The organism is Oligoflexia bacterium (genome assembly GCA_035326705.1).
Lineage (GTDB): Bacteria > Bdellovibrionota_G > JALEGL01 > JALEGL01 > JALEGL01 > JALEGL01.
Genome location: DAOLES010000001.1, coordinates 292,136 through 306,875, shown reverse-complemented (window position 1 = coordinate 306,875; position 14,740 = coordinate 292,136). Strand labels below are relative to the sequence as shown.

At 36.8% G+C, this 14,740-nt stretch carries 14 protein-coding genes; 9 read left to right on the top strand and 5 right to left on the bottom strand.

The genetic code is table 11. The features are described 5' to 3' along the window. Positions 1–30: 30 nt before the first annotated feature. On the bottom strand, positions 31–435 hold the full coding sequence (gene mscL, locus PKC21_01410; GenBank protein HMR23988.1) for a large conductance mechanosensitive channel protein MscL: 405 nt from the start codon (positions 433–435) through the stop codon (positions 31–33). Positions 436–587: 152 nt separating this feature from the next. On the opposite strand from mscL, the gene PKC21_01405 reads away from it, so the two are divergent. The 8 genes from PKC21_01405 to PKC21_01370 all read left to right on the top strand — a co-directional run bounded on the left by PKC21_01405 (position 588) and on the right by PKC21_01370 (position 10,035). Beyond that, positions 588–2,174, top strand: coding sequence for a carboxyl transferase domain-containing protein (locus PKC21_01405; protein ID HMR23987.1), 1,587 nt, complete (start codon positions 588–590; stop codon positions 2,172–2,174). 15 nt (positions 2,175–2,189) lie between these two features. Then, positions 2,190–2,960, top strand: coding sequence for an enoyl-CoA hydratase-related protein (locus PKC21_01400; GenBank protein HMR23986.1), 771 nt, complete (start codon positions 2,190–2,192; stop codon positions 2,958–2,960). Continuing rightward, positions 2,957–4,900 (top strand): biotin carboxylase N-terminal domain-containing protein, encoded by a 1,944-nt coding sequence (locus PKC21_01395; protein ID HMR23985.1) that lies wholly within the window; start codon positions 2,957–2,959, stop codon positions 4,898–4,900. Before PKC21_01400 ends, PKC21_01395 begins: the two co-directional genes overlap by 4 nt. Next, positions 4,897–5,748, top strand: coding sequence for a hydroxymethylglutaryl-CoA lyase (locus PKC21_01390; protein ID HMR23984.1), 852 nt, complete (start codon positions 4,897–4,899; stop codon positions 5,746–5,748). Before PKC21_01395 ends, PKC21_01390 begins: the two co-directional genes overlap by 4 nt. 48 nt (positions 5,749–5,796) lie before the next feature. Further along, on the top strand, positions 5,797–7,197 hold the full coding sequence (locus PKC21_01385) for a class II fumarate hydratase (protein HMR23983.1): 1,401 nt from the start codon (positions 5,797–5,799) through the stop codon (positions 7,195–7,197). Positions 7,198–7,211: 14 nt separating this feature from the next. Next, a complete protein-coding gene (locus tag PKC21_01380; GenBank protein HMR23982.1) occupies positions 7,212–7,697 on the top strand; it encodes a YajQ family cyclic di-GMP-binding protein in 486 nt (161 codons plus the stop codon). 229 nt (positions 7,698–7,926) lie between these two features. Then, positions 7,927–9,027 (top strand): hypothetical protein, encoded by a 1,101-nt coding sequence (locus PKC21_01375; GenBank protein HMR23981.1) that lies wholly within the window; start codon positions 7,927–7,929, stop codon positions 9,025–9,027. A gap of 273 nt (positions 9,028–9,300) precedes the next feature. Next, the gene (locus tag PKC21_01370) at positions 9,301–10,035 is read left to right on the top strand and encodes a hypothetical protein (GenBank protein HMR23980.1); all 735 of its coding nucleotides are present in this window, start codon (positions 9,301–9,303) and stop codon (positions 10,033–10,035) included. Between the two features lie 4 nt (positions 10,036–10,039). Here PKC21_01370 and PKC21_01365 read toward each other — a convergent pair whose 3' ends face one another. Further along, complete coding sequence (locus tag PKC21_01365; protein ID HMR23979.1) at positions 10,040–10,588, bottom strand: hypothetical protein; 549 nt, start codon at positions 10,586–10,588, stop codon at positions 10,040–10,042. 138 nt (positions 10,589–10,726) lie between these two features. On the opposite strand from PKC21_01365, the gene PKC21_01360 reads away from it, so the two are divergent. Beyond that, positions 10,727–11,206 carry a hypothetical protein gene (locus PKC21_01360; GenBank protein ID HMR23978.1) on the top strand — a complete coding sequence of 160 codons (480 nt, stop codon included), beginning with the start codon at positions 10,727–10,729 and terminating at the stop codon, positions 11,204–11,206. A gap of 69 nt (positions 11,207–11,275) precedes the next feature. Here PKC21_01360 and PKC21_01355 read toward each other — a convergent pair whose 3' ends face one another. The 3 genes from PKC21_01355 to lpdA are packed head-to-tail and all read right to left on the bottom strand — an operon-like array spanning position 11,276 to position 14,723. Beyond that, complete coding sequence (locus tag PKC21_01355) at positions 11,276–12,337, bottom strand: transketolase C-terminal domain-containing protein (GenBank protein ID HMR23977.1); 1,062 nt, start codon at positions 12,335–12,337, stop codon at positions 11,276–11,278. A 4-nt stretch (positions 12,338–12,341) separates the two neighbouring features. Then, positions 12,342–13,301, bottom strand: a complete 960-nt coding sequence (locus PKC21_01350) for a thiamine pyrophosphate-dependent enzyme (GenBank protein ID HMR23976.1) — start codon at positions 13,299–13,301, stop codon at positions 12,342–12,344. A 6-nt stretch (positions 13,302–13,307) separates the two neighbouring features. After that, a complete protein-coding gene (lpdA, locus tag PKC21_01345; protein ID HMR23975.1) occupies positions 13,308–14,723 on the bottom strand; it encodes a dihydrolipoyl dehydrogenase in 1,416 nt (471 codons plus the stop codon). Positions 14,724–14,740: the final 17 nt, after the last annotated feature.

Here is a 14,740-nt window from a genome sequence, read left to right as displayed (position 1 = left end):
GAGAACGGACTAGGCTTTTAATTTGAATATTTACTTTTTTAATAAGTCTCTGATTTCTTCAAGTAAAATTTCTTGTTTAGGTGGAGCTGAGGGAGCAGCTTCCTCTTTCTTTTTGAGTTTGTTCATCTGTCGAATAACGATAAAGATTGAAAATGCAACAATTACAAAATCAACAACTGTATTGATAAAAGAGCCATAAGCAATGATTGGAGCGCCCGCTGTTTTTGCTGCAGCCAAAGTGTCAAAACTAGAGCCATCAAGAGCAATAAACATGTCTGAAAAATCAACACCACCGGTCAGTTGACCTACCACAGGCATAATTAAGTCATTTACAAAAGACGTTACAATTTTACCAAAGGCAGCACCAATAATAATACCTACAGCCATATCTACAACATTGCCTTTAACAGCAAAGTCTTTAAATTCTTTAAGCATGGTTCCTCCAAAGAATAAGTTGAATTTAAGAATCCCTTATACCATTTTGTTTAAAGTGCAAAATAATGCAATCATAGCCAACATAAAATAAAATTATTGTTTTTCTTACTGCTAAGAGTTGACGAGCTGTGATTTTGCGGTTTTGATAATAAATTGTGATTATTCAAAGTAAAGTTAACTCAGAGTCAAAAGAGTTTAAAGAAAATTATACCTATCATCATCAACTCTGGCAGGAGCATCTACAAAAACTTGAGACCGTTGCGCAAGGTGGCGGTGAAACTTATCTAAAAAAACATCAAGCCAAAGGAAAAATGTTTGTTAGAGATAGAATTGCCTATTTGATTGATGAAGGGAGCAGTTTTTTAGAGCTCTCCCCGCTAGCGGCCTATAACCAGTATGATAATGCGGTGGCCAGTGCGGGTATTGTATGTGGGATAGGTAAAGTGAATGGATCTTCGGTGATGATTATTGCCAATGATGCAACCGTAAAAGGTGGAACGTACTTTCCACAAACCGTAAAAAAACATTTGCGTGCACAAGAAGTTGCGCTTGAACACGCATTGCCCTGTATTTATTTGGTTGATTCTGGCGGAGCCTTTTTGCCCCTGCAAGCCGAGGTTTTTCCAGATAAGTTGCACTTTGGTCGCATTTTTTACAATCAAGCGCAAATGTCAGCTTTGGGTATTGCTCAAATTGCTTGTGTCATGGGGTCTTGTACTGCTGGAGGCGCATATGTGCCGGCCATGAGTGATGAAACTGTGATTGTTAAGGGGCAAGGAACCATCTTTTTGGGTGGCCCACCTTTGGTTAAAGCAGCTACAGGAGAAGATGTAACGGCAGAAGAATTGGGCGGTGGCGATGTCCATGCTAAAAAATCAGGCGTGGTCGATCATTTGGCCAAAGATGACAGAGATGCCTTGGACAAAGTAAGAAATATTGTAAATCATCTAAACCTTAGAAAAAATAAGGTTGTCATGCATAATCATGAGCCAGCCTATGATTGTGAAAGTATATTGGGTGTCTTACCCAAGTCAGCCAATAGCAGTTATGATGTACGAGAAATCATTGCCCGTTTGGTTGATGGTAGTGAGTTTGATGAATTTAAAGCTTTGTATGGTACAACGCTAGTATGTGGTTTTGCTAAAATCTTTGGGCAAAGCATTGGTATAATTGCCAACAATGGTGTGTTGTTTTCACAAAGTGCTCAAAAAGGAGCGCACTTCATTGAGTTGTGTTGTCAAAGAAAAGTACCTTTGTTGTTTTTACAAAATATTACAGGATTTATGGTCGGTAAAAGCTATGAAGAAGGTGGTATTGCTAAGGATGGTGCTAAGTTGGTGATGGCAGTTTCCAACGCTCAGGTTCCAAAGTTTTCTGTTGTTATTGGCGGTAGTTTTGGTGCCGGTAATTATGGCATGTGTGGAAGAGCGTATAGTCCTAATTTTTTATGGATGTGGCCCAATGCCAGAATATCTGTGATGGGAGGTCAACAAGCTGCCAATGTCCTGTGGACGCTTAAACAAATGCAAGGCAAAGACGGGTCTTTAGATGAAGCGGCGTTTAAACAGCCAATTCTGGATAAATACGAAGCTGAAGGCTCACCTTATTATAGTACTTCTCGTTTGTGGGATGATGGAATTATTGACCCAAGACAAACCAGAAATACCTTAGCCTTAGCCCTGAACATAAGTTTAGAAAATCCAATCAAAGACACTACATTTGGCGTTTTTAGAATGTGAGAAAGGTTAATTGCAGTGTTAGATATTCAACATACAAAACAACAAAGTAACATAATTTTAAACAGACCCGAACAGGGCAATGCTTTAACAGAGTCAATGCTTATAGAGTTAAGTGAAGCTTTTAATAATCTTCCTAAGACATCAAAAATATTAACAATTTCTGCAAACGGAAAGCATTTTTGTGCAGGTGCAGATTTGAACTGGATGCGACAAGCCAAAGATTTAAGTGAAAAAGAAAACCTTGCCTCTGCCCAATTGTTATTCAACATGTACTTGGCTCTATACAATTGTTCCATACCCGTGATCACCCATGTTCAAGGTGCTGTTATGGGTGGCGCTTTGGGTTTGGTGGCTTGTTCAGATATTGTGATTGCCCAAGACAACGCATTTTTTAGTTTAAGTGAAGCAAAGCTGGGAATTGTACCAGCTACGATATCACCATTTGTAATTCAAAAATTGGGGTACTCACAGTTTTTAGCCTTGTCTTTGCAGGCTAGAAAGTTTACAGCTCAAGAAGCATTATCCTATGGTTTGATTCATTCCTGTATTACTGGAAAAGATCAGAGTAAAAAAGTCTTTGATGTTACATGTGAAGATACTTTAAATAACTCACCCTATGCACTTAAAATAATTAAACAATTATCAAGAAAATATTTATCTTTTAAACCTGAAAATTTTGCACAAAGCACATCAGAGCTGATTGCAAAATGTAGAGTTTCTTATGACGGTCAGGAAGGTTTAAATGCATTTTTTGAAAAACGTAAGCCACAATGGGGGAAAGTATGAAAACTGATCTGAGCCAACATAAAGTTTTTATAGCCAATAGAGGAGAAGTGGTTTCTAGGGTTTGTAGAACCTTAAAAAAACTCAATATTGCCTCTGTGGGTTTAGCCTGTCAAAGTCAGCAGTCACATTACATACAGGATTTAGATGAGGTCATATGGCTAGAAGAAAAAGACATGCAAAGTGTCTTTACCCATGCCAAATCAATGGTTGATTTTGCTTTAAAACATCATTGTACAGCTATTCATCCCGGTTGGGGATTTCTTTCTGAAAATGCTGATTTTGCACAGCAATGTCAAGATAAGGGTATTATCTTTATAGGTCCAAAACCAGAATCAATAAGACTTTTTGCAGACAAAGCCAAAGCTAAAACCATTGCCGTTGATGCCGGATTAAAGGTTTTAGATAGTATTAATGAAGCTAATTTTGATAGCAAAGATGCTTTTATCAAAGCTATAGAAACAAAAATGAACTTGCCAATTATTTTAAAACCAGCGCTAGGTGGTGGTGGTAAAGGGATGACCATAGTCCACCAAAGCAATGAGCTTAAAGAAGCCGTTGCTTCAGCAAAAAGAATTGCTCAAGCAGCGTTTGCAGATGGTACTTTACTGGCTGAGCCTTATTTAGAAAAAGCTAGGCATGTAGAAGTGCAGGTATTTTCTACTGGAAAACAAGCGTATCATTTTAAAACCCGTGACTGCACCATGCAACGGCGTTATCAAAAAATTATTGAGGAGAGTCATTCTACATTTTTAAATGCTGAACAAGAAGCACAAGTGTGTAAACAAGCCGTCGATTTGGTTCAATCCATAGCCTATGAAAGCTTGGGAACGGTTGAGTTTATCATTGACCAGCATAAAAACACGTATTTTATGGAAATGAATACGCGGTTACAAGTAGAGCATGGTGTAACAGAGCTTATTTATGATTTAGATTTGCTTGAATTACAAATCAAACATGCTTTGGGCGAAGCAATTTTTATTGCCGATGATATGCAAGCCAAAGGCCACGCTATTCAAGTGAGAGTGTATGCTGAAAATGCTTTAAAAGAATTTATGCCTGCTACAGGAAAAATCTTGGGTATGAAACAGTCTAGACTGTTTGATCGTGTTGAATGTGATGTTGAGTTGGGTACGCAGATTAGCAGTAACTTTGATCCAATGATGGCTAAATTTTTAGTTTGGGCAGAAACCCGAGATCAAGCAATTATGAAAATGCTAAAGGCCCTGCATGAAAGTTATATTCTAGGCTTAGCCCATAACCTAAATTTTGTGACTTGGCTTTTAGAAAGCTCAGATTTTATTGAGGGCGAACACGATATACAATGGATTGATAGAAACTATCAAGATTATGTAAAATATGAGCAACAGTATTTACAAGAAGCAGGGATTTATGAACTTTTATACAGTATAGAACAGTTGCAATTGGAACGGAAAAACAATCCTTGGTATCAAAGATTAATCCAAGACAAGTTAAGACAAAGAATATATCCTCAAACACGTTATTTAACAATACTAAATGATGAAGTACCTTATCCTAAAAACTTAAAACTATTGGCAATAGAAGCAACTGCAAACAAAACAGAATACATAGGACCTGATGATAAGCTTATTGTTTTGATAAAACAAAAGGATTGGCTTCATATACAACACCACGGTAAGCAAATTATTCTTAAGCAGATTTATAAATCAATGACTGATGATGATGAAGAAAGTTCAAATTACTGTAAAGCGCCGCTTAATGGGATGGTGAAAGCGGTTTATATAAAACAAGGGCAAGAGGTTAAAAAAAATGAACTTCTGCTAATTATTGAAGCTATGAAAATGGAATATAAAATTGTTGCCCCACGAAATACTGTAGTGAAAAATATCATGGTGGTCGATGGTCTACAAGTGGAAGAAGAGCAACCATTGCTTGAGTTAGAAAGTGAAACAAAAGCATGAGCTTAAAAATTAAAGAAATGGGCCCTAGAGATGGTTTGCAAAATATTAAAGACAGTATCTCGACAGAAAAAAAAGTTGAACTTATTAAACTTTTGGTAGATGCAGGTTTAGACTATATTGAAATTGGGGCTTTTGTATCACCTAAAGCTGTGCCACAAATGTCTGATACACAAGCAGTTATTAATACCATTAGAAAATATACTCAAGGCATAGAGACCTCGGTTTTGGTACCCAACTTAAAAGGTTTAGATTTGGCCATTGAAAGTGGTATGCAAGAAATAGCAATATTCACAGCGGCTTCAGAAACTTTTAATCAAAAAAATATCAACGCCAGTATTGAGCAGAGTTTTGAACGCTTTAAACCTGTATGTGAACAAGCTTTATCACACAAGATAAAAATAAGAGCCTATGTATCAACTGCCTTTGTTTGTCCTTATGAAGGTGATATTGACCCAAATAAAGTTGTTCCAATCATTGAACGTTTATTAAATATGGGCTGTTATGAGGTTTCTATAGGTGATACCATTGGCAAAGCCAGTCCAAGACAAATGAAGGCTTTGTACAAACTAACTGCTGCACTGGGAATCAATCAACATTTGGCTGGTCATTATCATGATACATATGGCTTGGCTTTGTGTAATGTCTATGAAAGCTTGCAACAGGGTATACACACTTTTGATACATCTATTGGCGGGCTAGGGGGTTGCCCTTATGCTCCCGGTGCTAAAGGCAATTTAGCCACAGAAACTTTGGTTTATTTTTGTGAACGGGAAAACCTTGCGATCAGCCAAAACATAAAAAACTTACATAAAGTCATTAATTTCATAAATAAAAATATTCCTGCATAAGGCTAGAGTAAAACTTTACTTTTTAAGTGGCTTTAGTACTTAGCTCATATGTCAAAAAATACTGAATACCGTATAGAAAAAGACTCTATGGGTGAGATGCAAGTTCCTCAAAATGCTTATTATGCGGCACAGACGCAAAGAGCTGTTTTAAATTTTCCAATCAGTGGATACGTATTACCTAGAGTGATGATTCAAGCTTTAGGAGAAATCAAAAGAGCGGCAGCCTTGGCCAATGCCGAATTGAATTGTATTAGCTCTGAGCAAGCAAATGCCATTGTTGAAGCGGCTGAACAAGTGATTGCCGGGCAATTTGATGATCAATTTGTGGTTGATATTTTTCAAACTGGTTCTGGAACATCTTCCAACATGAACACCAATGAAGTGATTTCTAACCGTGCAACTGAGATTTTAGGTGGAGAAAAGGGCAGTAAACTGATTCACCCCAATGATCACGTCAATTATGGCCAATCCTCCAACGATGTGTTTCCAACAGCCATGCATATTGCGACCAGTTTGCATTTTAATAAGGTTTTGTTGCCCGCCATGCGCAGCTTGCATCAAGCACTTGATGAAAAAGCTCAAGCTTTTGATGACATTGTGAAAATTGGTCGTACCCATTTACAAGATGCTACACCAATCAGAATGGGACAAGTGTTTTCTGGCTATGCTTTCCAAGTACAAGAAGCCATTGAAAGAATAGAACGAGCCTTAATTTCAATCAGTGAGTTGGCTTTGGGTGGTACTGCAGTTGGAACGGGTTTGAATACCAAAGCTGAATTTCCCAAGAAAGCCATTGCTCAAATTGCCAAACATACCCAATTACAATTTTCTGAAGCACGTAATCACTTTGCAGCCCAAGCCAGTAAAGATGCCATTGTTGAAGCGAGTGCTGTTTTAAAAGGTTTTGCGGTCAGCTTTATGAAGATAGCCAATGACATTAGATTGCTTGGTTCAGGGCCACGCTGTGGTATTGGCGAGTTGATTTTACCAGAAACGCAACCGGGTTCATCGATTATGCCGGGTAAGGTTAACCCTGTAATTGCTGAGTCAGTTTGTATGGTCTGTGCGCAAGTGATTGGCAATGATGCGGCGGTAACCATGGGTGGACAAGCAGGTAACTTTGAATTGAATGTTATGATGCCGATGATGATTCATAATCTTATTGAAAGCAGTGACTTGTTGGCCAAGTCTTGTCACAATTTTGTTGAACGTTGTGTGGACGGCTTAAAGGTCAATAAAGAACGTTGTGAAAGTCTAATAGAAGAAAGTTTAGCCATGTGTACATCTTTGGCTCCTCTCATTGGTTACGATCAAGCGGCAGCCATAGCCAAAGAAGCATATAAAACCGGCAAGACCGTACGTAAAATTGCTTTAGAAAAAAATGTTTTGGATGAAGAAAAGCTGAATGAAGCTTTAGATCCAAGAAGAATGACTGAAAGAGATTTATAATTTAAGGAGTATATATGCCAAGTTTTGATATTGTGAATGAAATTGATTTTGCTGAAATTGATAATGCGTTAAACCAAGCCAATAAAGAATTAACCCAACGTTTTGACTTTAAAGGCAGTAATACGACTATTGAACGCAAGGACAAAGAAATTATGGTGAACTCTGCTGATGACTATAAAGTTCAAGCAGCGGTTGATGTGCTACAAGCAAAATTAGCCAAAAGAAGCGTATCATTAAAATCTTTGGAGCTGGGTAAAATAGAGCCCGCTGCTAGTGGTAGAGCTAAACAAAATATAAAAGTCCTTGAAGGCATTGAAAAAGATAAAGCCAAAGAATTAATCAAAACCATTAAAGACTCAAAACTTAAAGTTCAGGCTTCTATTCAAGGGGAAACCGTCAGAGTCACCGGAAAAAAACGCGATGATTTGCAAGAAGTGATTACTTTATTAAAAAGTTTAGATTTTAGTCTTCCACTACAGTTTAATAACTTTAGAGATTAAACATTTTAGCTTCTGCTTAAATTTGATTGGCTTTATACATACAAGCCATATTTATCATTTCCTTTTTATCTGATTTGTCATGATCAAGTAAGTACCATTAAAAATAACTAAGCCAATAGAAGCTAGTTTTTATAATTATTTGTAATTATTACATATTTAATTTTTTTATTGCTTTACAATCGGGCATGGCTTTGATACAAAGTGTCAATATCTTGGCAAGGGGAAATTTATGAAATACCTTTTATTATTCTTTTGTATTTTTTTATCAAGCATTTCTAAAGCGTCTAATTACGATCAAACATTTTGGACAGGGTCTGCGGGCTGTCTTGCTACAATTTATGTTCAAGGAAACAATATATCGTCAACTATTGCATCAGTAGAAAGCTTGTTAGGAAGAACATTGGCAAGACATCCTATGGCAAGAATGTATAATATCGATGGAGGAAGCATCCATATGCTATCAAGCACTGTTTCAACAAGCAATATACACCATAGTCAACAAAGCTGTACTACTGAATTAACAACTAAATGTACTGTTTGGGGAGAACAACTAGAATCTCAACTGGGTACACTGGCTACAACAGGTTTGGCAAATGTTGTTAGTTTGCAAATTGCTGGAACAATGAGTTTTAAAGATCCTACAGGCTCGGGTTGTTGGCCGATTGATGGTGAAGAAGATGAAACTTTTCAACCAAAACCAAGTATAGATCCATCAAAAGATTTTGATGTACAAAATAATTTTGTTGTTGTTCCCAGTGAGCTGGATTATGCAGTAATTCCAGGAATGAGCTTGGCTGAAATTAAGGCTATTCCAAACAATGTTATTTTAAAGGCAATGCAGGAGCAAATTATTTTAGCGCAAGATAATAACATTATGCTGACTAGAAATGAATATTTTACAGACCACCATTGGATGATTTTTACTCCACATGGTGCAGAACAAATTTATGAGCATATTATAGATAAAAATATAAACTTTAATTTTGGTGGTAAATTAAGTGACGTTAAAGTCTTAAGGCATATAGCAAATATTGGTAACATAAATCATCCACAAGGTTTTAGAAATATTCAAATTCAACAAACCCATGGTAATGGTTTTTCATTTGTTTTTAGAGGCGCTAAAAACTTATTGGGTCTATTATTCATGAGTACATCACCAGATCATATATCGCGCATACAAAATGATCCCTCGCAATTGTATGTTTATTACGGAAAACAAAAAAATGGTGATACAAATCAATATTGTGAACAAGCTTTGTCCGATATTAATGTGAAAAAAAAGGTTTTAATGTTTTTGTATGCGCTTGCAAAAGCTAATAATTGCATTTAGACTTAAAATGTGTCTTTTTCTCAATTAACCAAAAGTGAAGATCCTAGAAATTAATATAGATCTGCTAAACCACGCCTAGCCTAAAAAATTTATTAAACTTATAAACTTCTGCTTAAATTTGACTCAAAACCCGTACACATCTTTGCTCACTGCTTATAAATAAGCAGTGAGCATTGAATAATTATCAACACTTATAGCTATGGCATATAAGTTGCTTTATTCTGTCTTGGTCAATTTTATGACTCTCCCAAAATATTTGTGCACGAGGTTGAAATGAAAGTAATAAAAGTATTGAGTTTGATGATGGGTTTAGGTTTGTCTGGAGTTTATCTAAGTTCATGCGGTGAAAGTAATATATCCACATTGTCTGCGGACTCATATGTATCTTATTATGATCCTTCTGAGATTTCTGCTTATTACACCATCAATGATGGTTTTTCTCCTTACACACGACAAGCTGCTGTGATTATAAGGTTCAGTAAAGATGGCCAAATGTTAAGGTATGATGAAGGAACAAAAATTTATGCCAATGGCATTGAACTCCCGTTCATAGCTGAGGGATATATGCGCTACAGTAAATTTATTCCTTTGGATGACAACGCTACAACCATCACCATAACCACAGTAAAGTCCAATGGCTCAATCAACAATGAAGTCATTGTTTTAGCAGAAAGAGTGCAGTTAACTCAATACAATCATAATGACATGGCGCCAGACTTACTCAGTAATACTTTAACATTAAATTACTTGCCGGCAGTGAATACGGATACCAATATTAATGTAGGTGGAGGAGAGTGCTCTAATCATTATGACACACCATCTGAGTCACAAGGCAGTGTTAGTTTTAATTCTAATGATTTGAATGAGCAAGACTTAAGCAATTACATTTCAGGTGAGAGAATACATTTCAGAATTAGAAATCAAAAAATGATGGCACCTCCAGAAGGTTTTTCAAACGGTCATATTGAAAGCAATGGTTTTACAACCTTTGATTTAATTGTTCCGTAATTTTTTATGGATTCAGTATTTTTTTTATCACTGAGGAAACATCTAAGCGATCTTGAATAATTTGCATGTTAAAACCATCATCTTTAACCTTCATTCGGGCATAAGTGATTGGGTTGACGGTGGTTAAGGTATCTTTTTGGTTGATTTTTTTTAGCATGCTGTCTGATTCACAAGCCTTTTGTATTCCCCAATGAGTATTGTTTTCAGAATAATAGGGCATGGGCTTTTGATAAATGTGATCAATCATAGCCACAACACAGGCTTTATTTTGATATATACCCACATTTTTTTCTTCAGTTTTTATGCATAATGCAACGGACTCAATGTCTACATCGCTTGGATGATACAAGTGAATCAAAGTTAAACATTCATCATGAAAAGATTGTAAAAATTCAGCAAAATGTTGGCGTTGGTTGAGTATAGGAGAACTTAAACTTTTTGGCAATGCTTCGTATCCAGTGCCAATAGATTTATATACTGGAGTAGCAACCATAGCTTCGTATTGTTTATGTTTTTCTTTTTGATATTTTTTTTGAATATCACATGAAGACATAAACAAAACTAGAAAAAATAAAAATATGTGTTGAATATTATTCATTATATAAAACAACTTAACATAAATTTATTTAGAATAATAATACTCAACATAAAGATAAAAAAATAATATTGACTTTACCTAAGTGTATTCGCTATGAATGCCATCATGAGATGGGATAAAAAATTTATTGTTGTAGGTTGTTTAATATTTTGTTCAGGGTTAAAAGCGCAGACAGTTAATCATATATGGGTGCATTGTACTTTATTAAAGGTAAATTCAATGCTTGCCCAAGCTGAAGATATTGTTTTTATAGGTCTATTGGCATTAGGACAAAATAAGTTTTTGCAACTTAATCGGACAGAGAGCATTGAATTGAATCTACAAGATGACCAAATTATTTGGGGTGTTCACTTAAATTCTGGAAGCTATGAACATGTTCAGGTCTATGAGGAATATAATATTATTGATGTTCTTGGAGATCATCATTACCAACTCAATTGTACACGTTTACCGGGAAGTAAAATATCCATTCAGTTTGAAGAAGTTGATTCAATTTATAAATTAGAAAATGAAGCAAACGGCAAGGGTACTTATTGGCTTAACAAACCTTCAACGGCACCTAAAAAGTTTTAGCTTTGTTCAAGTAAAAATAAAAAAAGGCGCAATTTTTAATGCGCCTTTTTAGATTATAATTAAAAATATTTAAGCTTCTAAGTTTAAAAGCTCATTCATGGCTTTTTCAATGCCATCTTCTTGTGGTACTTGTACTTGTTCTAAAGTCCAAGCTAAACCAACTCCCGGTGTATTGGCACCTGCCAATAGCTTTGGTGGGGCTTGTAAATGATAAAAACAATCATTGGCTATCCTACGAATAAGATGTTCACCAAAGTTAGTTACCTCTGTATCTTCGTTAACAACCAAGACTCTACCTGTTTTTTCTACAGATGTTTTTATAGCATCCCAATCGTATGGGTATATCGTACGTAAATCCATCACTTCAATATCTTGACGTCCACGTTCAGTATTGATTTTTTTTGCAGCATTAACAGATAAAGGTAAAGTTCTACCATAACTGATTACGGTTAGCTTATCCCCACTGGTATATTTTTTTGCTCTACCAATAGGAATTTCCATCACTTCTGTTTTTGGCCACTCAGGTTTCCATTTACTTCTATCACCTAAGGGGGCGTCGATCATTCTTGAAAGTTCTTTCTGATCGGTTGGTGCACCTGGGATAACATCATCTGTTTGTGTACGAATCAGTGCTTTTGGATACATAAATAAAACAGGGTTAGGATCTTTAATGGCTGAGATCAATAAACCATAAGCATCTAAAGGATTGGATACAATGATCACTTTCCAGCCAGGCATATGGGTTGCGATTGATTCAAATGAGTGTGAGTGATAGACAGAACCGTGTACACCTGAACCGGTTGGGCTCATTACAACCATATCAATATTAAATTCGCCATTGGTCGTCCAACAGGTGTTACCAGCCAATTTCATTAAATCTATGGTATTAAAGATATAGTCAACAAACTGAATTTCAGCTACAGGTTTTTGTTCGGCCAAAGCTAAACCCATAGCCATACCAATGATGCCACGTTCGTCCAAAGGTGAGTTCCAAGCCTTTTCTAAGCCTTGTGTACAGGTAAAAACACCGCCAAGTGGAGGTCCAACGTCTTCACCAAAAATATCTTGAACACCCAATTGTGTTTCACCAACATGAAGTGCCATTCTAATGGCTTGTGCTATCGATGCCATATTCTTATTCCTCCTTAAAGGTATGCATGTATACTGAGTCAGAAGAAGGTTTTTCTTCTTTTCTCACTTGGTCCAAAGCGTCTTTGCATTCTTGATGAGCGGCATCGATAATGCTATCCACTTCTTTTTTTGTTAATACTTTTTCATCTAAAAGTTTGGCTTTGTAATTTTCAATACAATCTTCCTGATCATAAATTCTATTGGCTCCAGAAGATGAAGAATGCCCATGTAAGCGAGAAACAGATGCTTCTAAGCAGAAGGGCTTTCTTTCTTTACGCACATAATCCATGGCAGCCTTTAATCTTGTATAAGATTCTTCAGGATCATTACCATTGATAACATCCGTTTTCATGTTAAAGGCTTCTGCTCTTGCAACAATAGACTTGGTGCCATTAACTTCACTGTATGGAGTAGAAATACCAAAGCGGTTGTTGGTCACAACAATTAAAATAGGTAGTTCCTCTTGTGGACGGCTTGCCCAGACTAGACAAGTTGCAAAATCGCCTTCGGCGGTACCTGCATCACCACCAGTGACAATGGTAATACCTTTTTTACTGTTTCTTTGGGCTTTGGCTGTACCAATTGCAAAAGAATACTGAGTTTCAATAGGCGCATTGACTGGACACACATTCCATTTTTTTATGGCAGGGTGGTTCACAAAGTGACGACCACCAGAGTATGGATCAGTCTTAACGCTGGCCATTTGACGAATAAGGTTAATAGGTTCTTCGCCCATGCCTATGATACAACCAGAACTGCGGTAATGCAGATGAGTATAGTCATAGTCAATGCCATAACCTTTATTGACTAAAGTTCCTAAAGGAACATTAAAAGCCTCTTCACCAGGACCTCCAATCCAAAAATGACCGTCAGCAGACTTTGCCATTTTAATTAATCGTTCTTCCATGGCACGAGTTCTAACCATGTTGGTAAATAATTGTTTTTTTAATGCGTTATCTAACATAATGACCTACGATGCTTTTCTATTGGTTTTTTTATTAACAGTATGAATGGCATGACCTAAAGCGTTTTCAGCAGCTTCCATCAAGCATTCAGATAAAGTTGGGTGAGGGTGGACAGTTAAAGCAATATCTTCAATCACTGCACCCATTTCTATGGCCAAGGTTCCTTCACCAATCAGTTCAGAAACATGCGCTCCAATCATATGAACTCCTAAAAGTTTTTCACTACCATTTTCAGCAATCACTTTAACAAAACCGTCAGTATGCCTTGAAGCTAATGCTCTTCCAGAAGCTATCATTGGAAATTTACCGGTAAAATAGTCAATACCTTTTTCTTTAGCTTCTTCTTCTGTCATACCGACACTGGCCACTTCTGGATCTGTAAAAATAGCACCTGGCATTGCTCTTACATCATAGACAACATTTTTGCCGGCAATGACTTCAGCGGCTACTACGCCTTCTTTAGAAGCTTTATGTGCTAACAAAGGTGGGCCAGCAATATCACCAATGGCATAGATATGCGGTACATTGGTTTGCAGTTTCTCATTGACTGGAATTTTTCTATCAAAAGTAACTCCAGCTGCGTCCAAGTTCAGAGAACTACCATCGGGCTTTCTACCTACAGCTAACAAAATAATATCACAAGCCACTTTTTCAGTTTTGCCATCTTTTTCAATACTAACCTGTAAACCATCTTTTGTTTGTTCATAGCCTAAGGCTTTAGAACTTAGATGGATATCCATATTTTTCTTATTACAAACTTTGGCAATTTCTTTAGCAATTTCTTTGTCAGTGCCCGGTAAAAGTTGATCTGTCATTTCAACAACGCTGATATGCGAGCCAAATTTTTGATACAGCATGCCCATCTCTAAACCAATAACACCGCCACCAATCACCAACATTCTTTTAGGAACTTTTGTCCAATCCAAAGCATCACGTGAATCAACCACAGCTTTACCATCTAAGGCAAAACCAGGAATTTCAATTGGGCTAGAGCCGGCAGCTATAATTGCTTGTTCAAAAGTCAAAGCACTTGTTCCTTCAGCACTTTCCAATTTTAGCTCATTGGGAGATGTAAAGCTTGCTTTGGCTTTAATGATTTCAACACCAACATTTTTTGCTAGACTTGCAACACCAGAGGTGAGCTTTTTAACAACACTGTTTTTCCAGGCTTGTGTTTTGTTAAGGTCAACGGTCACTGTTCCAACATTAAGACCAACTTCATGTGCTTGTTGCATTTCTTCATAAAGTTTACCAACACCTATAAGGGCTTTAGAAGGGATGCATCCCCAGTTTAAACAAACGCCGCCAACGTTTTCTTTTTCAATCAAGCAAACTTTTTTGCCCAATTGTCCCAAACGAATAGCAGCCACATAACCACCAGGACCTCCACCAATAACAACAACTTCAGTTTTCTTCATCATCTTCCTTTTCTAAGGGG

Excerpts from the sequence above, each read along its gene's own strand:
- mscL (HMR23988.1), bottom strand. The coding sequence starts at position 435 with ATGCTTAAAGAATTTAAAGACTTTGCTGTTAAAGGCAATGTTGTAGAT.
- PKC21_01395 (HMR23985.1), top strand. The coding sequence starts at position 2,957 with ATGAAAACTGATCTGAGCCAACATAAAGTTTTTATAGCCAATAGAGGA.
- PKC21_01390 (HMR23984.1), top strand. The coding sequence starts at position 4,897 with ATGAGCTTAAAAATTAAAGAAATGGGCCCTAGAGATGGTTTGCAAAAT.
- PKC21_01385 (HMR23983.1), top strand. The coding sequence starts at position 5,797 with ATGTCAAAAAATACTGAATACCGTATAGAAAAAGACTCTATGGGTGAG.
- PKC21_01380 (HMR23982.1), top strand. The coding sequence starts at position 7,212 with ATGCCAAGTTTTGATATTGTGAATGAAATTGATTTTGCTGAAATTGAT.
- PKC21_01375 (HMR23981.1), top strand. The coding sequence starts at position 7,927 with ATGAAATACCTTTTATTATTCTTTTGTATTTTTTTATCAAGCATTTCT.
- PKC21_01370 (HMR23980.1), top strand. The coding sequence starts at position 9,301 with ATGAAAGTAATAAAAGTATTGAGTTTGATGATGGGTTTAGGTTTGTCT.
- PKC21_01365 (HMR23979.1), bottom strand. The coding sequence starts at position 10,588 with ATGTCTTCATGTGATATTCAAAAAAAATATCAAAAAGAAAAACATAAA.
- PKC21_01360 (HMR23978.1), top strand. The coding sequence starts at position 10,727 with ATGAATGCCATCATGAGATGGGATAAAAAATTTATTGTTGTAGGTTGT.
- PKC21_01355 (HMR23977.1), bottom strand. The coding sequence starts at position 12,337 with ATGGCATCGATAGCACAAGCCATTAGAATGGCACTTCATGTTGGTGAA.
- PKC21_01350 (HMR23976.1), bottom strand. The coding sequence starts at position 13,301 with ATGTTAGATAACGCATTAAAAAAACAATTATTTACCAACATGGTTAGA.
- lpdA (HMR23975.1), bottom strand. The coding sequence starts at position 14,723 with ATGATGAAGAAAACTGAAGTTGTTGTTATTGGTGGAGGTCCTGGTGGT.